Genomic DNA, 22,520 nt, shown 5'->3' on the forward strand with positions numbered 1-22,520 from the left:
GAACTAGTTCAAGCGCGGGGTGGACGTTGGCGCAGGGCGGGCTGGCGCCTTGCCGCCGGCGTTCTGCTCCAGCTTGAACTGGCTGACGAGGGTTTCCAGTTCGCCTGCCTGTTCATGCATGGCTGCCGCCGCTGCGGCTGCCTCTTCGACCAGGGCCGCATTCTGCTGCGTCGTCTGGTCCATCTGCATGATGGCGGCATTGATCTGCTCGATGCCTTCGCTTTGCTCGTGGTTGGCGACGCTGATTTCACCGACGATGGCGCTGACCCGGCCCACGCTGGCCACCACTTCATCCATCGTGGCGCCCGCCTGGCTGACCAGCTGCGCGCCCTGTCCCACGCGGTTGACGGAGTCGGCAATGAGTTCCTTGATTTCCTTGGCGGCCGCCGCCGAGCGCTGCGCCAGGTTGCGCACTTCGGTGGCCACCACGGCAAAGCCGCGTCCCTGTTCGCCGGCACGCGCCGCTTCCACTGCCGCGTTCAGGGCCAGGATATTCGTCTGAAAGGCGATGCCGTCGATGACGGCGATGATGTCGACGATCTTGCGCGAGGATGCATTGATGGCATCCATGGTGCCGATCACTTCCGCCATGGCCGTGCCGCCGCGCTGGGCGATGGTGGATGCCGAGCGGGCCAGGCTGTCCGCCTGGCGCGCATTGTCGCTGTTGCTGCGCACGGTGCTCGTCAGTTCGATCATCGACGAGGCCGTTTCTTCCAGCGCGCTTGCCTGCGCTTCCGTGCGGGCCGACAGGTCGGCATTGCCGCTGGCAATCTGGCTCGACGCTACGGCGATGGTGCCGGTGCCGCCACGCACTTGCCCGACGATGGTGGCCAGGCTGGTATTCATGTCGCGCAGCGCCTGCAGCAACTGGCCCGTTTCATCCTTGCCGTCGGCCACGATTTTACTGCTCAGGTCGCCTGCGGCCACGGCTTGCGCCACGCGCAGGGCATACGCGATGGGCGTGGTGATCGAGCGCGTGACCCACCAGGCAAAGAGCACGCCCAGCAGCAGCGCGGCCGTGCCCAGGCTGGCCATCAGCATATTCGCTGCTGTAATATTGTGCTGGATTTGCTGGCCGCCATGCACGACCACTGCGCGCTGCAGGTCGTTCAGCTGGTTCACCGTCTTTTGCAAGCGATTCAGGGCGGGCAGCGTATCGTCGCGCACATGCACGGCCGCTTCCGCGCGTTGTCCCGCCATCAGCAGCTTGTCGGCCTGGCTGAACGAGACGACATAGGCTTTGCGCTGCTGCTTCAGGGTAGCCAGCAGTTCCTTGCCTTCAGGCAGCACGATCAGACGGTCGAGGATGACCAGCGCATCGCTGATGGTGGCCTTGTTGGCATCGATTTCTCCATGGATGGCGTTGGCGCGGGCCGGATCTTCATGGATGAACAGTTCCAGAACGAGCGCCGCGTTCGAACGCGTGGTGCTGCGGATGGTGGCGATGGCGTCGGCCTTGGCCCAGTCTTGCTCGATGATGGACTCGCTGAGCCCGCCGATTTTGTCCAGGCGCAACAATCCCGTACCCACCAGCACTGCCATCAGCAGCAGCACCATGCCAAAACCGGCGCCCAGGCGCACGCCTATCTTCATATCCGTCAATTTCATACTGATTCCTTCGGTAGCTAATAATCTGTCTCCGCTGGTCTTATTATGAAACGATTATACGGTGCGTGATACTTCTTTTGCAGCAACAATTGCTATGGAGAAATGAAAAAGCGGCACGGCGATCAAGCCGTACCGCTTTTTTTCCCCTATGAGGGATGCCCGAGCTGCGTTCAGGCGGCGCTGGCCGCCACGTCGGCCGCTGTTGTTTTTTCAGCTTCCGTCTGCCCGATGCGGCGGTTCACGGCCGACAAGACAGCCTTGAACGAGGCGGTGACGATGTTGCTGTCGATGGCGGCGCCGAACAGGGTCGGACCATTATCGAGGCGCAATTCGACGTAGCACGCCGCTTGCGCGTTGGCGCCCGAGCCGATCGAGTGCTCATGGTAATCCATCAATTTGATGTCCAGGCCCAGCGCATTGACGAAAGCGTCGATGGGGCCGTTGCCGCCGCCCTGCAGGGCCAATGGCGTCTGGCGGTGCGACAGGCTGATGTCGATCTGCACGGACTCGTCGCTGCTGGTGTCTTCCACCATGCGGTGCGCGGCGTAGGCGTACGGCGCCGTCTGCTGCAGGTATTCCTTCTGGAAGATGTCATGGATATCGTGCGCGGCGATTTCGCGGCCCGTGGCGTCGGCCACGGCTTGCACGGCGCGCGAGAATTCGATCTGCAGGCGGCGCGGCAAGACCAGGCCGTATTCCTGTTCCAGCAAATACGCCATGCCACCCTTGCCGGACTGGCTGTTGACGCGGATCACGGCGTCGTAGCTGCGGCCCAGGTCGGCCGGGTCGATCGGCAGGTACGGCACTTCCCAGATGCTGTCCGGTTGTTGCTTGGCAAAACCCTTCTTGATCGCATCCTGGTGCGAACCGGAGAATGCCGTGAAGACCAGGTCGCCCGCATACGGGTGGCGCGGGTGGACGGGCAACTGGTTGCACTCTTCCACGCACTTGCGCACGGTATCGATGTCGGAGAAATCCAGGCCCGGATGCACGCCTTGCGTGTACAAATTCATCGCCAACGTGACGAGGTCGACATTGCCCGTGCGCTCGCCATTACCGAACAAACAGCCTTCCACGCGGTCGGCGCCCGCCATCACGGCCAGCTCGGCCGACGCGACGGCCGTGCCGCGGTCGTTATGCGGGTGCACGCTGATGATGATGGAATCGCGGCGTGCCAGCTTGCGCGACATCCATTCGATCTGGTCCGCATACACGTTTGGCGTGCTGCATTCCACGGTCGATGGCAGGTTGATGATCATCTTGTTGGCCGGCGTCGGCTTCCAGATGGCGCTGACGGCGTCGCAGATATGCTTGGAGAAATCGAGTTCCGTGGTGGAAAACGATTCCGGCGTGTATTCGAAGCCCCATTCCGTCTGCGGATGCTGCGCCACCAGCTGTTTGACCAGGGTGGTGCCGGTGGTGGCGATCTGCGTGATTTCTTCGCGCGACATGCCGAACACGACCTTGCGGAATACGGGCGCCACGGAGTTGTACAGGTGCACGATGGCGCGCTTGGCGCCGACCACCGATTCGACCGTGCGGCGGATCAATTCTTCACGCGACTGCGTCAGCACGATGATGGTGACGTCGTCCGGGATGCGCTTTTCATCCACGAGTTTACGCACGAAGTCGAAATCCGTCTGCGATGCCGATGGGAAACCCACTTCGATTTCCTTCAGGCCGATGGCGATCAGCATCTCGAAGAAGCGCAGCTTCTTTTCCGCGCTCATCGGCTCGATCAAGGACTGGTTGCCGTCGCGCAAGTCGGTGCTCATCCAGATAGGCGGTTTGCTGATGATCTGGTTCGGCCATTGACGGTCGGTCAATTTGACGGGAGGAAAAGCGCGGTATTTGGAAGCTGGGTTTTGCAACATCATGATCGGGTACTCCTGAAGATAGGGGGAAATCAATGGTTGTGGCGCAAGCTTGCCGGGCGGCCACGCAACACTAGGCCAGGCAAGCGGTCGGTAGTTTTAGCAGGCAAAACAGGGCAACGGCGCCAGCGGTGGCGGTCGCGTCAGAAGTTACGGGTGTAGCGGGGGATGGTGCAAACATCATCAAACCTTCCAGGGTTTTTGAAACACGCCGGCGTGTGGCCAGGCGAAGCAATGCGGCAAACTTATGCGCGTGCTAGCAGTAGTCGCGATAGCGACAGCAGGGAAGGGGAGGAGTGTTTGAAGGAGGACATGCACTTAATGTAAGGGAAGTGGGGCCGGGCTGTCAAGCATATTTCGGCAGGGAACGATGCCGCTGCCATGCTGCAGCTCGACTTATTGTTCCTGCGCAACTTACTTTTCTATCATTATTGAATAATGCAGTTTCCGTCTGGCGACCTGTGTCGCCCGCCCTGCTTTGGAGCTGCCGGCATGGAATCGTTGCTGAAGTACTATGAGCTGGAACTGGATATGTTACGTACGCATGCCAGGGCAATATGCTCAGCATGGCAGCGGCCTTCCCGGGTGAGCGCCTGCCCAAGGTGGCGGACTCCCAAGGCAGGCAGTGGCCTTGCATTGCCGACAACTATGTCCTGTGCAATCCACCGTATAGCGTGGTGGAAGACAACATGGCGGAGAACTGGACGTCGTCGAATCTGAAGGCGGCAGACGGCAGCACTGGCCGCCAGACGGCCGCGGCGCGCTTCGACACGCTGGCGGCCTTCTTTGCCCTCATCGGCGAGCGGCGCGCCGCACAATGGCCAGCCGGGAAAATCGACCAGGCCATGAGCAGTGTGCACCACCCGTTCAAGGCGCAGCACGATATTGACAGTTATGGCGTGCGGGGTGCAACCGTGGGACGCGTGACCCTGTATTGCAATCCGCACGACCAGGTCATCTCATCATTGACGGTGCAAGGCATCGGCTGGCGCGGCCTGGCCGGCCCTGTGCTGGACAAGAATGGACTGCCAAAGAAAGACCGCCAGGGCAAGCTCGATCCGGGTGAAATCGCCAGGGCAGGCGGTGAGGGAATATTGACCCAGCGCGTGTTTGCCGAGGGTTTTCCTGTCGGCGTAAAAGGCGCGTACGACTACTGGGGCGATCATCGTCCTGCCATTGATTTTGGCAGCGACCATTTCTGGAATCCGCCTTCCATGATTTCCACGTATAGCGTGGCCAAGGGCCTGGAAGCGCAAGAGAACTGGCTGTTCCAGATACTCACCGTGGCGTTTGCGCCCATCGCCATCGTGGCCACCGCATTGATGCGCGAGCGTATCAATGCCTCGCCCGACAAGTACTGGAAAATCCCACTGGAAGCGCCCGACCTGCCGGAGACCTTCTTTCCGCAGGCGAAGTTATTTGGCGAGATCTGCCCCAGCTTTGACATGGGACTGCATCCGCATGGCTGGGATCGCAACAAGGATGCCGCCCATCCGGCGGGCGACCCGTTCCATGGCGAGCGCGAGCTGTCGATACCGCGCGGCGGCCTGCATGGCGAAAAACAGCGCACCGATGCGGCGCGCGGCAACGAGGAGAGCGAAGCGGCACTGCAATACGAATACCACGCCTCCCTGCGCATGATGGCCAAGCGCGAAGGCAAGGTCGAGAAAGGCAAGCAAGTCACGGAAGAAGACCATCCCGAGACGGCGAGCGCGCAATACACGGCTTGGCGCCAGCGGAAAATCCAGGCGGGACTCGCTGGCAACGTCGGCACCTATGCCACCGATCACTCCACCATCCTGACCAACAGCGAACATTCCAGAAAGGCGCTGGCGTATGACGTGGCCGTGGGCTGTTGCCATTTGCTGGAAACGGATTTGCGGGAGTTGCGGACGATGGCGGATTGGCGGTTTCTTGACGATCTTGCAGGCCCTGAACATATGAATATGTCTATTGAATATTTTTACGAAGGAAAAGTGAATGGAGTCACGCCTTCGAAGTGGGTAAGAAAATCCGTAGATGGTGTAATGCCAAAAAAAATAAGAGATTCACGTGAAAATAATGTGCCTTAATTTCTATTTAAAAATATTTGTATGGGAGGGGGAATGGCTAATAATTTCATATTTACTTCTGTCGCGGCGATCATGGCGACGCTAGGGTTATCGTCATGCGCACTCAAATCGGAACCAATGATCGATAAAAGCAAAGCTGGTACTGCTGGTATCGGCATGCCGTTTACTGCCCAAGTAGTTGGGGTGCAATGGCTGAATCCGCTTCATAGGCAAGATTATCCTACGGAGTGGCAGTTATTGTGGACTCTAGGAAAAGTGCGTCCAAATAAAAAAGACGACATGGTGGAGTTATACCCGACTATATTTTCGAATGTCAGATCAGTTGCAGGGATAGCATCTTCGAACGAAGGAAAAATTACTTTTAGTAATTTTCATATTAAGTACGTCAGGCAAATAATAACAAAATTTCATGGTATGTATTTTTCCAACCCCACCTATTTTTATAACGCCCACGACTTCAAACACAAAAAAGGCTGGAATGAACTGGCCGGTATCCATGTTGAGTACGCTTTGCCTGCAGAACGGTTTGATCCCCTTCTCGCCGGGGAAGACTTGCGCAAGCAAATTACAAGTACTTTTTCCATCGGGAATCCGGACTTCCCCAACTCCTGGACCAAGTCCACCCCGCCCGACGTGCGCGTCACAGCCGGCGGCGCGAATGCCGGGTTTATTTCCCTGGCTGCCGCCCTCGATTATCTGCAGGCAAATCCCGCTGAAACGGTCTGGGTGATGAGCTGGGATGCGCCAAGTTTTCCGAAAGATGAGCAGATCAATGAAAACATGGTCTTGCTGGTCCTGGCCGGTCCCCATTACAAGACCGAGCGCGATGCGCTGGCGTGGATAGCTTATCCGGCCACGCAGCAGGTCAGCGCCTTTACAGCGCAGAAGGGTCTGCCGCCGCCCACGGTGCAGGCGTGGCAGGCGACGCTGGCGCAGGCGGCCGCGAATGGGCGCAAGACCGATGCTGAGATCGGCTATGTGATCCATGACGCGCACAATGCGCATCCGGTCTCGTCGGATCGCATCGGCTACCTGGCGCAAACCTTGACGACTGAATTGCCGGCCTTCGATTTTCTCCAGCAGACCTTCAACACACCGGCACTGCTGGGCGAAATGGGCGCTGCCACGGCCTTGACGAATGTGGCGCTGGGTATTGCGCAGGCGAATCACTTTGGCCAGAACGTGCTGGTGGCGGGCACCAGCGACGCCGGCCAGACGACCGGTGTGTTGATATTGCCGCCGGCCAAGGTACGCCCCATCGACCCCGTGAAACCGTGGTTCCGCGCGCGCGGCGGCGGCAATGCGTATCTGATGTGGTGGGGCATACGGCATGCCTGGGCGACGCTGGACGCGGGGCAATTCAATGAGCAGGGATATTCGAAATAGATGATGGGGATGGCGCGCCAGATGGCGCTCTTGACGAGCTGAATAGGGTGAAAAATGAACCTTTTCTTTTCCTTTCGCAACTTGGCGGCACTGCTGGCAAGCTTGGCTTTGTCGGCATGCGTGACGCATCCGGTGAGCAAAGATGACCGTGAGAATGAAAAAATGACTGCCCAGCCCTTCATGGCGCAAGTGGTGGGCGTGCAATGGCTAAATCCGCTTCAGCGTCAGGATTATTCCACGGAATGGCAACTATTATGGACTATGGGGAAGGTGCGGCCGAATAAGAGAGATGATATGTTGGAGCTATATCCAGAGAAATTTTCTGAACTAAAATATGTGTCTGATATAGCATCATCAAATAGATTGACAGGTACTTTCAAAGGCTATCATCGTAAATATGTAATCCAAATGATCGCAAGATTTCATGGCATGTATTTTTCCAACCCCACCTATTTTTATAACGCCCACGACTTCAAACACAAAAAAGGCTGGAATGAATTGGCGGGTATCCATGTCGAGTATGCCGTGCCTGCAGAACGGCTTGATCCCATCCAGGCTGGCGATGTCCTACGCGAAGAAATCATCGATACTTTTTCCATCGGCAACCCGCACTTCCCCAACTCCTGGACCAAGTCCACGCCGCCCGACGTGCGCGTCACGGCCGGCGGCGCGAATGCCGGATTCATTTCCCTGGCCGCCGCCCTCGATTACCTGCAGGCGCATCCGAAGGAAACGGTGTGGGTGATGAGCTGGGATGCGCCCAGTTTTCCGAAAGATGAGCAGATCAATGAAAACATGGTGTTGCTGGTCCTGGCCGGTCCCCATTACAAGACGGAGCGCGATGCGCTGGCGTGGATAGGCTATCCGGCCACGCAGCAGGTCAGTGCATTTACGGCGCAGAAGGGCTTGCCGCCGCCCACGGTGCAGGCGTGGCAGGCGACGCTGGCGCAGGCGGCCGCGAATGGACGCAAGACCGATGCCGAGATCGGCTATGTGGTCCATGACGCGCACAACACGCATCCGGCGTCATCGGACCGCATCGCTCACCTGGCGCAAACCTTGACGATGGAATTGCCGGCCTTCGATTTTCTCCAGCAGACCTTCAACACCCCGGCGCTGCTGGGCGAAATGGGCGCCGCCACCGCCTTGACCAACGTGGCGCTGGGCATCGCGCAGGCGAATCACTTTGGCCAGAACGTGCTGGTGGCGGGCACCAGCGACGCCGGCCAGACGACCGGCGTGCTGATCTTGCCGCCGGCCAAGGTGCGCCCCATCGACCCCGTGAAACCGTGGTTCCGCGCGCGCGGCGGCGGCAATGCCTATCTGATGTGGTGGGGCATCCGGCATGCCTGGGCGACCTTGGATGCGGGGCAATTCAATGAGCAGGGGTATTCGAAATAGACAATGTCGCAGGCTCAGGTATAGCGCACGTGCGCTGCCTGGGCCGGCATGTCCTGCGCCATGCGCGCCAGGATGCGCTGCAGGAGGGCCGCATCGCCGGGCCGGCGTGCCGCGAAGGCTGGCCAGCCGCGCAGTTCCAGCTGTTGCGGCATATCCACCAGGCCCGTGATGGCATCCCAGAAGGCGTCCCAATTCATGCCATACATGGAAGGAAAGGCCAGCGCGGCCGCCAGGCTGGCATGCAACTGGCGCGCGGTGTTGATATCGCTCAAGTCGATGGTCACCAGAGCTGGCCTGTTCACAGTATGCCCTTGAGCAAGTTCTGCAGGTTTTCGCGCATGCCGTCTACCACGGTCGCGTGCTGCGCCAGAATGGCGGGCGCATGCTTGAACGGCGCCGGATCGAGGTACAGGCGCGGCAAGTCGGCCACGGCCACGCCGCGTGGGCCGCCGCGCAGGATGTCGTCCGCATGCATGTTGATCGAGTTGACGGCCGCCTGGATGCGCGGCGTGGCGGACGCGGCCAGGCAAGCGGCCAGCGCGGCATCGAGGCCGGCGCGCGCGGGCGCTTGCGGCAGCACGGGTGCGGCGATCTGTTCCAGCGGCGACATGTTGACGGCGGGTTTTCGGTAGGCGTACAGGGCGTCGAGCGCCATCAGCCGGTGCGCGCCGCCGCGCTGCAGCCAGTCAAGGATGCGCGGCCAGGGCGTGCCCAGCAGGGCTGCCGCCACGCCCCATGCTCCTGCCACAGGCGAGCCGATATTCGCGTCGATCCAGTCGATGGCGGCCGAGTTGCCCGTGTAGGCCAGCAGGATGGCGTTCGACGAGCGCAGCGCGGGCGCCTGCATGGCAAGGATGGCGGTCAGCCAGGCGAGGGCGCCGTCGCCGGGGTGGCTGGCCAGCCGTTGCGCAAGCGGTTCGCTCAGTGTGCGGCTGTCGGCAAATGGATGTTCTGACATAGTGGGAGCAAGTGACAAACCAGGCGCCAGTCTAACAGCCGTGTGGTGGCAGAGTCGGCCTGCACGAACCTTGTCACCATAAACATTTAAGACTGCCTTCAGTGCGGACGGCCCCGCTTGCGCTACAATCGGCTCTCCTTTATTGCCACTGCCGCGCGCGGTTTCCCCTCTCCACCATGTTCCCTAAACGCCTGACCCTGCTTACCCTGGCCGCCTTTGCGCTGGCCGGCTGCGATACGACCGCCCCGAAACCGATACAAGTATTGACGCCACCGGAACCCATCGTCGTCACGCCGCGCAAGATCAAGATCGGCCTGGCGCTCGGTGGTGGCGCGGCGCGCGGCTTCGCGCATATCGGCGTGATCAAGGCGCTCGAATCGCAGGGCATCCACGCCGACATCGTCACCGGCACCAGCGCCGGCAGCGTGGTGGGCGCGATGTATGCGGCGGGCAACTCGGGCTTCGCCCTGCAAAAGATGGCCTTCGACATGGACGAGGCGGCCATTTCGGACTGGGCCTTGCCCCTGTTCGGCAAGTCGTCCGGCGTGCTCAAGGGCGAGGCGCTGCAAAGCTATGTCAACAAGGCTGTCGGCGGCGTGCCGCTGGAAAAGCTCAAGATTCCGTTTGGCGTGGTGGCGACCGATTTGAAAAATGGCCAGCCGATCCTGTTCCAGCGTGGCAACACAGGCATGGCCGTGCGCGCCTCGTCGGCCGTGCCGGGCGTATTTCAGCCTGTGACGATTGCCGGCCACACCTATGTCGATGGCGGCCTGGTCGCTCCCGTGCCCGTGCGCTTTGCGCGCGACATGGGCGCCGATTTCATCATTGCCGTGAATATCTCGTCGCAAACGGATACGCAAAAGGCCATCAGCTCGATGGAAGTGCTGATGCAGACGTTCGCCATCATGGGGCAGCGCATCAACCAGTTCGAATTGAAAGATGCGGACGTGGTGATCCAGCCCAGCCTGGGCACCATGAAGGGCAACGATTTCAACAGCCGCAACCAGGCGATCCTCGCGGGCGAGCAGGCGACGTTTGCCGTCATGGCGCAGCTCAAGCAAAAGCTGAAAGCCAAACGCGAGCAGTAAGCGATCAGTAATCGATCGCGCCGCTGCGCATTTCGTATACAATTTTGATTCAACATAACAAGGATGCACCATGCAATCGAAACCGATTTTGACCCTGGACGACGTAAAGAAAATCGCTGCCGCCGCCGAAGCGGAAGCGGTCAAGAATAACTGGGCGGTCGTGATCGCCATCGTCGATGACGGCGGCCACCTGCTGTGGCTGCAGCGCATGGATGGCGTGGCGCCGATCTCGTCGCACATCGCCCCATCGAAAGCCAAGACGGCCGCACTGGGCCGCCGCGAATCGCGCATCTATGAAGAGATGATCAATGGCGGCCGCGTGTCGTTCCTGAGCGCGCCGGAAATCGACGGCTTGCTCGAAGGCGGCGTGCCCATCGTGTTCGATGGCCACTACGTGGGCGCCGTCGGCGTCTCGGGCGTGAAGTCCGCCGAAGATGCGCAAATCGCCAAAGCAGGTATCGCGGCTTTGACAGCCTAAGTAGCAACCTATATTGCTTTGCAAGCCGCCCCGCGCAAGCCGGGCGGCTTTTTCATGGGGCGCGGGTTTTATGCTGCTGCGCAAAAAAATGCCGCCCACTCTACATTTTCTTCCTTGTGGAAAAGCTTCCTTTTGGTTATAATTCAAAGGTTTAGCCAATCACACATATACCGTAGCGACTACCCATCCCCTCATTCAAAATGACCGTTGAAACACCCTGAGTGCATCTGGCTCGGGTATCTAGGCGGTCGGTCTGACGTGGCGCAGCTACGGTAACTTTATCAGGAGTTGCCCTTGCCGCCATTTTTTTCTGGCCCTGCCGTTCCAGCCATATTAGCGCTTGCTGATGGAACGATCTTTAAAGGTTTTTCGATCGGTGCCGCCGGTCATACCACGGGCGAGGTTGTTTTCAACACCTCGATGACCGGGTATCAGGAAATCCTTACCGACCCAAGCTATTGCCGCCAGATGGTCACCCTGACCTATCCGCATATCGGCAATACGGGCGTCAACCCGGAAGACGTCGAGTCTTCCAAGGTTCACGCCGCTGGCCTCATCATCCGCGATCTGCCATTGCTGGCATCCAATTTCCGTTCCACGCTCTCCCTGTCCGATTACCTGAAAGCTGAAAATATCGTTGCCATCGCCGGCATCGATACACGCAAGCTCACGCGCATCCTGCGTGAAAAAGGTGCGCAGGGCGGCGCCATCCTGGTCGGCACGCAAGGCAATGAGCCATCCGCCGCGCAAGCGCTGGAACTGGCCCGCTCCTTCCCCGGTTTGTCCGGCATGGACCTGGCCAAGGTGGTATCGAGCAAGGCTGCCTACGAGTACCGCGAAACGGAATGGACGCTCGGCGAAGGCTACGGCCAACTGGCGGACGCGGACGCGAAATACCACGTGGTCGCCTTCGACTACGGCGTCAAGCGCAACATCTTGCGCATGCTGACGGCACGCGGCTGCAAAGTCACCGTGCTGCCAGCGCAAGCGACCGCTGCCGACGCCCTGGCGTTGAATCCGGACGGCATCTTCCTGTCGAACGGTCCCGGCGACCCGGAACCGTGCGACTACGCCATCGCTGCTACCCGCGAGCTGATCGAGAAGGGCATCCCGACCTTCGGCATCTGCCTCGGTCACCAGATCATGGCGATCGCTTCCGGCGCAAAAACCTTGAAGATGAAGTTCGGCCACCACGGCGCGAACCACCCGGTGCAAGACCTGGAAACGAAACAGGTCTTGATTACCTCGCAAAACCACGGTTTCGCAGTCGACGCGGCAACTCTGCCCGCGAATTGCCGCGTGACCCATGAATCGCTGTTCGACGGCTCCCTGCAGGGCTTTGCCCGCACGGACAAGCCGGCCTTCTGCTTCCAGGGCCACCCTGAAGCGTCGCCGGGCCCGATGGATGTTGCTTACCTGTTTGACCGCTTCATCAACTTGATGGCTGCGGAGGAGAAAAAGAAAAATGCCTAAACGTTTAGATATCAAAAGTATTCTGATTATTGGCGCTGGCCCGATCGTGATCGGCCAGGCCTGCGAATTCGATTATTCCGGCGCGCAAGCGTGCAAGGCCCTGCGCGAAGAAGGCTACAAAGTCATCCTGGTCAACAGCAATCCTGCGACCATCATGACGGACCCGGAAATGGCCGACGTCACCTACATCGAGCCGATCACCTGGTCGGTCGTTGAACGCATCATCGCCAAGGAGCGTCCTGACGCGATCCTGCCGACGATGGGCGGCCAGACGGCGCTGAACTGCGCGCTGGACCTGTTCAACAATGGCGTGCTGGCGAAATACAACGTCGAGCTGATCGGCGCATCGCCGGAAGCCATCGACAAGGCGGAAGACCGTTCCAAGTTCAAGGACGCGATGACCAAGATTGGCCTCGGTTCGGCCCGTTCCGGCGTGGCGCACTCGATGGAAGAATCGTGGGCCGTGCAGCGCACGCTGGGCTTCCCGACCATCATCCGTCCATCGTTCACCATGGGTGGTTCGGGTGGCGGTATCGCCTACAACGAAGAAGAATTCGAAACCATCTGCAAGCGCGGCCTGGAAGCCTCGCCGACGAAAGAGTTGCTGATCGAAGAATCGTTGCTGGGCTGGAAAGAGTACGAGATGGAAGTGGTGCGCGACAAGGCGGACAACTGCATCATCATCTGCTCGATCGAAAACCTGGACCCGATGGGCGTGCACACGGGTGACTCGATTACCGTTGCGCCAGCGCAAACCTTGACGGACAAGGAATACCAGATCATGCGCAATGCCAGTCTGGCAGTGCTGCGCGAGATCGGCGTCGATACCGGTGGCTCGAACGTGCAATTCTCGATCAACCCTGTCGATGGCCGCATGATCGTCATCGAGATGAACCCGCGCGTATCGCGTTCGTCGGCGCTGGCATCGAAAGCCACGGGTTTCCCGATTGCAAAGATCGCCGCCAAGCTGGCCGTCGGTTACACCCTGGACGAGCTGCGCAATGAAATCACGGGCGGCGCCACGCCGGCCTCGTTCGAGCCGTCGATCGATTACGTCGTCACGAAGATTCCCCGTTTCACGTTCGAAAAGTTCCCGACCGCCGACCACCACCTGACGACGCAGATGAAATCCGTCGGCGAAGTGATGGCGATCGGCCGTACGTTCCAGGAATCGTTCCAGAAAGCCTTGCGCGGCCTGGAAGTGGGCGTGGACGGCATGAACGAGAAAACCAAGGACCGCGAAAAGATCGAAGAAGAACTGGGCGAGCCTGGTCCTGAGCGCATCTGGTACGTGGGCGATGCGTTTGCCCAAGGTTTTACTTTGGAAGAAGTGCACAATCTCACCAAGATCGACCCATGGTTCCTGATCCAGATCAAGGAAATCGTCGACCTGGAACTGTGGCTCGATACGCAGAAGCTGGACAACCTGGACAAGAACACCCTGTACAAGTTGAAACAGAAGGGTTTCTCGGACCGTCGCCTGGGCTTTTTGTTGCAGACGACCGACACGGCCGTGCGCCTGCAGCGCCATGCGCTGAACATCCGTCCTGTGTACAAGCGCGTCGACACGTGCGCAGCGGAATTTTCGACCGACACGGCGTACATGTATTCCACGTACGACGAAGAGTGCGAATCGAATCCGACCGACAAGAAAAAGATCATGGTGCTGGGCGGTGGCCCGAACCGTATCGGCCAGGGTATCGAGTTTGACTATTGCTGCGTCCACGCGGCCCTCGCCATGCGCGAAGATGGCTACGAAACCATCATGGTCAATTGCAACCCAGAAACAGTTTCGACCGACTACGATACCTCGGACCGCTTGTATTTTGAATCCCTGACCCTGGAAGACGTGCTGGAAATCGTCGCCATCGAAAAACCGGTCGGCGTGATCGTGCAGTACGGCGGCCAGACACCATTAAAACTGGCGCTGGACCTGGAAGCGAATGGCGTACCGATCATCGGCACCTCGCCCGACATGATCGATGCGGCCGAAGACCGCGAGCGTTTCCAGCAACTGCTGCACAAGCTGGAACTGCGCCAGCCGCCTAACCGCACCGCGCGCACGGAAGCCGACGCTTTGGCGCTGGCGCAGGAAATCGGTTACCCGCTGGTGGTGCGTCCATCGTACGTGCTGGGCGGGCGCGCCATGGAAATCGTCCATGAGCAGCGCGACCTCGAGCGCTACATGCGCGAAGCCGTCAAGGTTTCGCACGATTCGCCCGTGCTGCTGGACCGTTTCCTGAACGACGCCATCGAGTGCGACGTCGATTGCATCTCCGACGGCGAAACGACGTTCATCGGCGGCGTGATGGAACACATCGAACAGGCTGGCGTGCACTCTGGCGACTCGGCTTGCTCGCTGCCACCATACTCGCTGTCGCAAGAAACCATCGATGAACTGAAACGCCAGACGGCGCTGATGGCCAAGGGTTTGAACGTGGTCGGCCTGATGAACGTGCAGTTTGCGATCCAGAAGCAGGAAATCGATGGCGAAATGAAAGACGTCGTCTTCGTGTTGGAAGTCAATCCGCGCGCTTCGCGCACCGTGCCTTTCGTGTCGAAAGCCACCGGTCTGCAACTGGCGAAGATCGCCGCGCGCTGCATGGTCGGCCAATCGCTGGCCTCGCAAGGCATCACGCAGGAAGTCGTGCCGCCTTACTTCAGCGTCAAGGAAGCCGTGTTCCCGTTCGTCAAGTTCCCGGGCGTGGACACCATCCTGGGCCCTGAAATGAAATCGACGGGCGAAGTCATGGGCGTGGGCCTGACGTTCGGCGAAGCGTTTGTGAAATCGCAACTGGGCGCCGGCGTGAACCTGCCAAAATCGGGCAAGGTCTTCATCAGCGTGAAAGCGTCGGACAAGCCGCGCGCCGTGCAAGTGGCGCGTGACTTGGTCGAGTCCGGTTTCACAGTGGTCGCCACCAAGGGCACCGCCGCCGTGATCGCTGCTGCCGGCATCGCCGTCACGCCAGTGAACAAGGTGATCGAAGGCCGTCCGCACATCGTCGACATGATCAAGAACCATGAAATCGTGCTGGTGATTAACACCGTGGAAGAAAAACGCAGCGCCATCGTCGATTCGCGGGCCATCCGCACCTCGGCCCTGGCGTCGCGCGTGACGACCTACACCACCATCGCGGGCGCGGAAGCGGCCGTCGAAGGCATCCGCCATCTGGATGAGTTGCGTGTGTACGATTTGCAAGGTCTGCACAAGACCTTGAACTAAGTGCGTTTGCAGTGGCCGCCGTTAGGCGGTACACTGCATGCTTATCAACCACAGAGTTCCGTGCAGAGCAGCGCGCGGCCTCTGTGGTTTTCACTTGGTAAGTCCGTTAACCGTGGCAAAACACGGACAACGGCACCGATAACCAGCAGATAGTAGAGATAACATGACCTCAGTCCCATTGACCAAATACGGCGCAGAACTTCTGAAGGAAGAGCTGCATCATTTGAAGACCAAGGAACGCCGCATCGTCATCGATGCGATCGCCGAAGCGCGTTCGCACGGAGATTTGTCGGAAAACGCCGAATACGATGCCGCCAAGGAACGCCAGGCCTTCGTCGAAGGCCGCATCGCCGAGCTCGAAGGCAAGCTGGGCGCAGCGCAAATCATCGACCCGACCGCGCTCGACGCGGAAGGCCGCGTGGTATTTGCCTCGACCGTGAACCTGGAAGACCTGGAATCGGGCCAGAAAGTCACGTATCAGATCGTCGGCCTCGATGAAGCCGACCTGAAAAAGAACAAAGTCTCCGTGACGTCCCCGATCGCGCGTGCGCTGATCGGCAAGTACGCCGGCGACGTGGTGGAAGTGCAGGCGCCGTCCGGCCCGCGCGAATACGAAATCCTGGAAGTACAGTACATCTGATGCTCGCCCGCCTGCGCTTCCTCGTTGCCACCCTGTGGGCCGGCAGCCTGTGGACCATCGGCTTCATCGTGGCGCCCACCTTGTTTGCTACCTTGAGCGACCGTGTGCTGGCGGGCAATATCGCCGGCAGCATGTTTCGTGCCGAGGCGTGGCTGTCGATCGCCTGTGCTTTGGTGTTGCTGGCCTTGCTGCAATGGGGCGCGGGCGCGCTGGAGCTCAAGCGCCGCCGCCTGCTGGGGGCGCTGGTGCTGTCGATGCTGGTGTGCGCGCTGCTCAGTCATTTCGGTATTTCGCCGCTGATGGCCGAGCTCAAGGCGCAAGCTCCCTCGGGCATCATGGACGAGGCCATGCGCAGCCGCTTCGGCATGCTGCATGGCGTGTCGACCCTGATCTTTGCCGTGCAGAGCCTGCTGGCGGGTGTGTTGATCTGGAAGCAGCAGTAATCGTCTGTGGTGTTGTCGGATTACGCGCTGCGCGCTAATCCGACCTACATGGCAACACGTAGGTCGGATTAGCGAGGCCGTAGGCCACGCGTAATCCGACGCCGCAGCGGCAATAAAAAAGCGGAGCAGGGGATATCCCGTGCTCCGCTTCTTGCTTCAAGCCCGGCAGCCTTGCGGTTGCCGGGTGAACAGGCTTACTTGCTGCCCAGTGCGCTTTTCTTGGCGCTTTTCTGACGTGGCTTGGCACGCTTGATGGAACCGCCTTCGGTAACGCGCTCATTGCCCTTGATCATGACTTTCGTCACGCTAGGGCGCTTGGTGCCGCTGGCGCTGGCCTTGACGATGGTCACTTCGCGCATGCCTTTGCCGGCGCTGACCTTCTCCTTAACCACTTCTTTTTTCGGACGGTAGATTACCAGCAGTTTGCCAATATGTTGTACCGGGGCGGCGCCGAGATTGCCGCAAATCGTATCGTACATTCCGACGCGGGCTTCGCGGTCGTCGCCGAACACGCGGACTTTAATCAGACCGTGCGAATCCAGGCCAAGGTCGATCTCTTTGAGGACAGCAGGTGTCAAGCCCGCTTCGCCAATGATGACGATAGGCTTCAGCGCGTGTGCTTCGGCGCGCAGTGCGCTGCGCTCTACGGGTGTAAGTTTTAGCATAATAATATTTAGTAATTCCCTTAAAAGCAGTATTCTACGCGAATGGCAAAGAAGAAATTAAACAAAAACTGGTTGCACGACCACATAAATGATCCTTATGTGAAGTTGGCGCAAAAAGAGGGCTACCGCGCCCGGGCAGCATACAAGCTGAAAGAAATCGATGAAGACGAAAAACTGGTCAAGCATGGCCAGGTAATTGTCGACCTTGGTTGCACTCCTGGCAGCTGGGCCCAGTATCTGCGGCGCAAGCTGGCCGGCAAGGACGGCGGCGGGGTCAATGGTACCCTGATTGGCCTGGACATGCTGGAAATGGAGCCGATCGCCGATTTCCACTTCATCCAGGGCGACTTCCGCGAAGCGCGCGTGCTGCGCCAGCTGGAAGTGGTGTTGCAAGGACGCAAGGTTGACGTGGTCCTGTCGGACATGGCGCCGAATCTGTCGGGCATCGCCACGGCGGACGCTGCGCGCATGGAACATCTGATCGACCTGGCCATCGAATTTTCGCAATTGCATTTGAAACCATCGGGCGTCTTGTTGGTGAAATGCTTCAAAGACATGGGTTTCAGCCAGATCGTGGAGAAATTCCGCGCTGAATTCAAGGTCGTGGTGCAGAAAAAGCCCAAGGCCAGCCGCGATAAATCGTCAGAAATCTTCCTGATGGGGCGTGGTCTCAAGAATCCGCTGAAAAATGCTGTGCAAGAAGATGATTCCGCCCTTGATATTTAAGCGGGAATCCGCACATGGGAACGAGAAGTGCAGTAGCGTCTGATGGCATAAAAGCCTAAATTGTTTATACTGCATTTTTTTTGCGTGAGCGCGGTTTTTTCGCGCGCACGGATCGGCGGGCTTTGGCACGGCCCGCTTATTGCGAGTAAAATCGTGTTTCTAGCTATTGGTAAAGAGATGCGCACTGCATCCAAGGAGTCTTCGTGAATAACATGTTTTCCAAATCTGCCATCTGGGTAGTCGTATTGCTGCTGTTGTTCATGCTGTTCAAGCAATTCGACAGTCATGGCGCCACAGGCGGCAGCAAGGCCATCGCTTATTCCGATTTGCTGGATGAAGTCAAAGCCAAGCGTGTCAAGGATGTCGTGATCGAAGGTTCGTCGATCACCGCCAAGCTGATGGACGACACCAAGGTGCGTACCACCGCCACCAGCCTCGACAAGGGCCTGATCGGCGATCTGCGCGACAACGGCGTGCACTTTGATGTGCGCCCGCCTGAGGAAGCGTCTTTCCTGCAAACTATTTTTGTATCCTGGTTCCCCATGCTGCTGTTGATCGGCGTCTGGGTCTTCTTCATGCGTCAGATGCAAGGCGGCGGCAAGGGCGGGGCATTCTCGTTCGGCAAGTCGAAGGCGCGCATGATGGATGAAGCCAGCAATACCGTCACCTTCGCCGATGTCGCCGGTTGCGACGAAGCGAAAGAAGAAGTCAACGAAGTGGTCGACTTCCTCAAGGACCCGAGCAAATTCCAGAAACTGGGCGGCCGCATTCCCCGCGGCGTGCTGATGGTCGGTCCTCCGGGCACGGGTAAAACCCTGCTGGCGCGCGCCATCGCCGGCGAAGCCAAGGTGCCGTTCTTCTCGATTTCGGGTTCCGACTTCGTGGAAATGTTCGTCGGCGTCGGTGCAAGCCGCGTGCGTGACATGTTCGAAAACGCGAAAAAGCATTCGCCGTGTATCATCTTCATCGATGAGATCGACGCTGTCGGTCGTCACCGCGGCGCCGGCATGGGCGGCGGCAATGATGAGCGCGAACAGACCTTGAACCAGTTGCTGGTCGAGATGGACGGTTTTGAAGCGAACTCCGGCGTGATCGTCGTGGCCGCCACCAACCGCGCCGACGTGCTCGACAAAGCCTTGCTGCGTCCGGGCCGTTTCGACCGCCAGGTCTCCGTCGGCTTGCCCGATATCCGCGGCCGCGAACAGATCTTGAACGTGCACATGCGTAAAGTACCTATCAGTACCGACGTGAAAGCCGATATCCTGGCCCGCGGCACTCCCGGTTTCTCGGGCGCCGACCTGGCCAACCTGGTCAACGAAGCAGCCCTGTTTGCCGCCCGCCGCAGCAAGCGCCTGGTGGAAATGGCCGACTTCGAAGATGCGAAAGACAAGATCTACATGGGTCCTGAGCGTAAATCGATGATCATCCGCGAGGAAGAGCGTCGCAATACGGCTTACCATGAGTCCGGTCACGCAGTCGTCGCCAAGTTGCTGCCAAAAGCCGATCCCGTGCACAAAGTGACGATCATGCCGCGCGGCTGGGCCCTGGGCCTGACCTGGCAGCTGCCGGAACACGACAACTTGTCCGCCTACAAGGACAAGATGCTGGAAGAAATTTCCATCCTGTTCGGTGGCCGCATCGCCGAAGAGATTTTCGTGGGGCAGATGTCCACGGGCGCGTCGAATGACTTCTCGCGTGCCACCAAGCTGGCCCGCTCCATGGTGACCCGCTTCGGCATGTCCGACAGCATGGGCGTGATGGTCTACGAAGACAGCGAAAACGAAGGTTTCTTCGGTGGCGCCACCAAGACGATCTCGGAAGCGACCCAGCAAAAGGTCGATGCTGAAATCCGCAACATTCTCGACAAGCAATATGCTTTGGCGCGTACTTTGCTGGAAAGCAACCGCGACAAGGTCGAAATGATGACCAAAGCCTTGCTGGAATGGGAAACCATTGATGCAGAGCAGATCAATGACATCATGGCCGGCCTGGAGCCGCGTCCACCGAAAGTCATTCCGCCACGCCGCAATGCGGGCGGTGACAGCGGCACGGGCGGCATCTCGCCAAACGTGACGGCGCCAGCCTGATAACGGCCGCCCTGACGGGCGGCACGCAAGGGTATGGCAAGAACGAGGGTAAGGAGTGATCCTTGCCCTTTTTCGTTGCCGCGCCAGATTTTCATGACGACTACAAAGATTCACATGCGACACTATTTGCAATTTGGCCGTTTCGGCTTCAACCTGTCCGGCACGCAGGCGCTGGTGATGGGCATCCTGAACATCACGCCCGACTCGTTTTCCGATGCGGGCCAGTATCAACTGCTTGAATTTGCCCTCTCGCGCGCCGAGCAGATGATAGTCGACGGCGTCGACATCATCGATATCGGCGGCGAATCGAGCCGCCCCGGCGCACCGCCCTTGCCCCTGCAGGACGAGCTTGCGCGCGTCATGCCGGTACTGTACGCCTTGCGCGACTGCGGCAAGCCCCTCTCCGTCGACACGTATAAACCCGAAGTGATGCGCGAAGCCATCCTGGCGGGCGCCGACATGATCAACGACATCAACGCTTTCCGCGCGCCGGGCGCCATCGAGGCCGTGCAGGACAGCGATTGTGCGCTGTGCATCATGCACATGCAAAACGTGCCAGAAACCATGCAAGCCCAGCCTCAGTACGAAGACGTGGTGCGCGAAGTCACCGACTTCCTGCGCCAGCGCATCGACACGATGACGGCGGCCGGCATCGCCCGCGAGCGCCTGTGCGTCGATCCCGGCTTTGGTTTCGGCAAGACGGTGGAACAAAACTATGCCTTGCTGCGCGCCACGCGCCAGTTGCGCAGCGAGCTGGGCTTGCCCGTGCTGGCGGGCCTGTCGCGCAAGTCGATGATCGGCGCCGTCACGGGACGTCCCGTCGAGCAGCGCCTGGCCGGCAGTGTTGCCGGTGCGCTTGCTGCGGTAGCGCAAGGTGCAGAAATTATCCGTGTGCATGATGTAGCTGAAACCGTCGATGCGCTGAAGGTCTGGCGCATGGCACACTGACCCAGTAAGATCTATCATAAACAACAAGAAGAGAAATACGATGACCCGTAAATATTTTGGTACCGATGGCATCCGCGGCCTGGTGGGCACGGCCCCGATCACCCCCGATTTCGTCATGCGCCTCGGCTATGCGGCCGGCAAGGTGCTGGCCAAGTCGCAAGGCTGCAAGGCACGCCCGACGGTGCTGATCGGCAAGGACACGCGCATTTCCGGCTACATGCTGGAAGCGGCGCTGGAGGCTGGCCTGTCGGCAGCCGGCGTGGACGTGATGCTGGCCGGCCCCATGCCGACACCGGCGATTGCCTACCTGACGCGGGCGCTGCGCCTGTCGGCCGGTGTCGTCATTTCCGCCTCGCACAATCCGTATCACGACAATGGCATCAAGTTCTTTTCCGGCCAGGGCACCAAGCTGCCCGACAGCGTGGAACTGGAAATCGAGGCGGCGCTCGATGAGCCCATGGCTTGCGTGCCGTCGGACAAGCTGGGCCGCGCCAAGCGCCTCGATGACGCCCAGGGCCGCTACATCGAATTTTGCAAGAGCACCTTCCCGAACGAGCTGGACTTGCGCGGCCTGAAGATCGTCGTCGACTGCGCGCATGGCGCCGCCTACCATATCGCGCCGCACGTGTTCCATGAGCTGGGGGCGGAAGTCATCGCCATCGGCAACAAGCCCGATGGCTTCAACATCAATGCGGGCTTCGGCGCCACGGCAACCAAGGCCATGGCCGAAGCCGTCGTGGAGCAGGGGGCCGATCTGGGCATCGCCCTCGATGGCGACGCCGACCGCCTGATCATGTGCGACGCCACGGGTCGCCTGTATAACGGCGACGAGCTGTTGTACGTCATGGTCAAGGACCGGCTGGCAACGGGCCCCGTGGCGGGCGCCGTCGGCACCTTGATGACCAACATGGCGCTGGAAGTGCTGTTCAAGCAGCAGGGCATCGGCTTTGCGCGCGCCAAGGTGGGCGACCGCTACGTGCTGGAAGTGATGAAGGAAAAGGGTTGGATACTGGGCGGCGAGGGCTCCGGCCATCTGCTGTGCCTGGACCGCCACACGACGGGTGACGGCATCGTTTCCGCGCTGCAGGTATTGTCCGCGCTCAAGCGCAGCGGCCAGAGCCTGCAGCAATGCCTGGCCGAACTGGTGCTGTTCCCGCAAACCCTGATCAACCTGCGCGTGGCGCCCGGGTTCGACTGGCAAAAAAATGCCGCCATGGTGGCCGAAAAAGAATTGGTCGAGGCCGAACTGGGCGACACGGGCCGCGTGCTGATCCGCGCGTCGGGCACCGAACCGCTGATCCGCGTGATGGTCGAGGCGAAAGATAAAGAGCTGGCCGAGAGCATGGCGCGCCGCATCGCCGATAAAGTCGGTGTGTAGAGGCAAGCGCCGATAGTTTTTTCCATCTAATTCGTCTATGGCAATTGACGAAATTGGCTGGGGGCGTTATTA

The 22,520-nt window shown here is 59.7% G+C and carries 18 protein-coding genes; 13 read left to right on the top strand and 5 right to left on the bottom strand.

The window, feature by feature from the left end:
- Positions 1-3: 3 nt before the first annotated feature.
- Together C8C92_RS12105 and leuA are read right to left on the bottom strand one after the other, a co-directional pair.
- Complete coding sequence (locus C8C92_RS12105) at positions 4-1,608, bottom strand: methyl-accepting chemotaxis protein (protein WP_165829388.1); 1,605 nt, start codon at positions 1,606-1,608, stop codon at positions 4-6.
- A gap of 170 nt (positions 1,609-1,778) precedes the next feature.
- Positions 1,779-3,485 carry a 2-isopropylmalate synthase gene (leuA, locus tag C8C92_RS12110; protein ID WP_099759677.1) on the bottom strand — a complete coding sequence of 569 codons (1,707 nt, stop codon included), beginning with the start codon at positions 3,483-3,485 and terminating at the stop codon, positions 1,779-1,781.
- A gap of 563 nt (positions 3,486-4,048) precedes the next feature.
- Here leuA and C8C92_RS12115 point away from each other — a divergent pair.
- The 3 genes from C8C92_RS12115 to C8C92_RS12125 all read left to right on the top strand — a co-directional run bounded on the left by C8C92_RS12115 (position 4,049) and on the right by C8C92_RS12125 (position 8,341).
- Complete coding sequence (locus C8C92_RS12115; protein WP_165829390.1) at positions 4,049-5,554, top strand: DUF3274 domain-containing protein; 1,506 nt, start codon at positions 4,049-4,051, stop codon at positions 5,552-5,554.
- 33 nt (positions 5,555-5,587) lie between these two features.
- A complete protein-coding gene (locus tag C8C92_RS12120; protein ID WP_116744054.1) occupies positions 5,588-6,940 on the top strand; it encodes a virulence factor in 1,353 nt (450 codons plus the stop codon).
- 429 nt (positions 6,941-7,369) lie between these two features.
- A complete protein-coding gene (locus tag C8C92_RS12125; protein ID WP_116744055.1) occupies positions 7,370-8,341 on the top strand; it encodes a hypothetical protein in 972 nt (323 codons plus the stop codon).
- A gap of 14 nt (positions 8,342-8,355) precedes the next feature.
- On the opposite strand, the gene C8C92_RS12130 is transcribed toward C8C92_RS12125, so the two are convergent.
- Together C8C92_RS12130 and C8C92_RS12135 are read right to left on the bottom strand one after the other, a co-directional pair.
- Complete coding sequence (locus C8C92_RS12130; RefSeq protein WP_116744056.1) at positions 8,356-8,643, bottom strand: barstar family protein; 288 nt, start codon at positions 8,641-8,643, stop codon at positions 8,356-8,358.
- Positions 8,640-9,299, bottom strand: a complete 660-nt coding sequence (locus C8C92_RS12135; protein ID WP_116744057.1) for a hypothetical protein — start codon at positions 9,297-9,299, stop codon at positions 8,640-8,642. The genes C8C92_RS12130 and C8C92_RS12135 overlap by 4 nt, the downstream gene beginning before the upstream one ends.
- 176 nt (positions 9,300-9,475) lie before the next feature.
- Here C8C92_RS12135 and C8C92_RS12140 point away from each other — a divergent pair, with 176 nt between their 5' ends.
- The 6 genes from C8C92_RS12140 (at position 9,476) to C8C92_RS12165 (ending at position 16,644) form a co-directional block, all read left to right on the top strand.
- On the top strand, positions 9,476-10,387 hold the full coding sequence (locus C8C92_RS12140) for a patatin-like phospholipase family protein (protein ID WP_116744058.1): 912 nt from the start codon (positions 9,476-9,478) through the stop codon (positions 10,385-10,387).
- 70 nt (positions 10,388-10,457) lie between these two features.
- Positions 10,458-10,865, top strand: a complete 408-nt coding sequence (locus C8C92_RS12145) for a heme-binding protein (RefSeq protein ID WP_099759669.1) — start codon at positions 10,458-10,460, stop codon at positions 10,863-10,865.
- Positions 10,866-11,159: 294 nt separating this feature from the next.
- The gene (gene carA / locus C8C92_RS12150) at positions 11,160-12,338 is read left to right on the top strand and encodes a glutamine-hydrolyzing carbamoyl-phosphate synthase small subunit (protein WP_099759668.1); all 1,179 of its coding nucleotides are present in this window, start codon (positions 11,160-11,162) and stop codon (positions 12,336-12,338) included.
- Positions 12,331-15,561, top strand: coding sequence for a carbamoyl-phosphate synthase large subunit (gene carB, locus C8C92_RS12155; protein ID WP_116744059.1), 3,231 nt, complete (start codon positions 12,331-12,333; stop codon positions 15,559-15,561). Before carA ends, carB begins: the two co-directional genes overlap by 8 nt.
- Before the next feature lie 163 nt (positions 15,562-15,724).
- The gene (gene greA / locus C8C92_RS12160; RefSeq protein WP_071077944.1) at positions 15,725-16,201 is read left to right on the top strand and encodes a transcription elongation factor GreA; all 477 of its coding nucleotides are present in this window, start codon (positions 15,725-15,727) and stop codon (positions 16,199-16,201) included.
- Complete coding sequence (locus C8C92_RS12165) at positions 16,201-16,644, top strand: DUF4149 domain-containing protein (RefSeq protein ID WP_180287782.1); 444 nt, start codon at positions 16,201-16,203, stop codon at positions 16,642-16,644. The genes greA and C8C92_RS12165 overlap by 1 nt, the downstream gene beginning before the upstream one ends.
- Positions 16,645-16,838: 194 nt before the next feature.
- Here the strand turns inward: C8C92_RS12165 and C8C92_RS12170 are convergent, their stop codons facing one another.
- Positions 16,839-17,309: a YhbY family RNA-binding protein gene (locus C8C92_RS12170; RefSeq protein WP_010397237.1), complete on the bottom strand. Its 471-nt coding sequence runs from the start codon at positions 17,307-17,309 to the stop codon at positions 16,839-16,841.
- 42 nt (positions 17,310-17,351) lie between these two features.
- On the opposite strand from C8C92_RS12170, the gene C8C92_RS12175 reads away from it, so the two are divergent.
- From C8C92_RS12175 to glmM, 4 genes are all read left to right on the top strand, one after another.
- The gene (locus tag C8C92_RS12175) at positions 17,352-18,035 is read left to right on the top strand and encodes an RlmE family RNA methyltransferase (RefSeq protein ID WP_116744060.1); all 684 of its coding nucleotides are present in this window, start codon (positions 17,352-17,354) and stop codon (positions 18,033-18,035) included.
- 203 nt (positions 18,036-18,238) lie between these two features.
- Positions 18,239-20,122, top strand: a complete 1,884-nt coding sequence (gene ftsH / locus C8C92_RS12180) for an ATP-dependent zinc metalloprotease FtsH (protein WP_071077941.1) — start codon at positions 18,239-18,241, stop codon at positions 20,120-20,122.
- A 114-nt stretch (positions 20,123-20,236) separates the two neighbouring features.
- Positions 20,237-21,070, top strand: a complete 834-nt coding sequence (gene folP, locus C8C92_RS12185; RefSeq protein WP_116744061.1) for a dihydropteroate synthase — start codon at positions 20,237-20,239, stop codon at positions 21,068-21,070.
- Positions 21,071-21,110: 40 nt separating this feature from the next.
- Positions 21,111-22,448 (top strand): phosphoglucosamine mutase, encoded by a 1,338-nt coding sequence (gene glmM / locus C8C92_RS12190; protein WP_116744062.1) that lies wholly within the window; start codon positions 21,111-21,113, stop codon positions 22,446-22,448.
- The last annotated feature ends 72 nt before the right edge of the window (positions 22,449-22,520 follow it).

The sequence above is a fragment of the Janthinobacterium sp. 78 genome, assembly GCF_003096775.1.
Taxonomy (GTDB): Bacteria; Pseudomonadota; Gammaproteobacteria; order Burkholderiales; family Burkholderiaceae_D; genus Janthinobacterium; species Janthinobacterium tructae.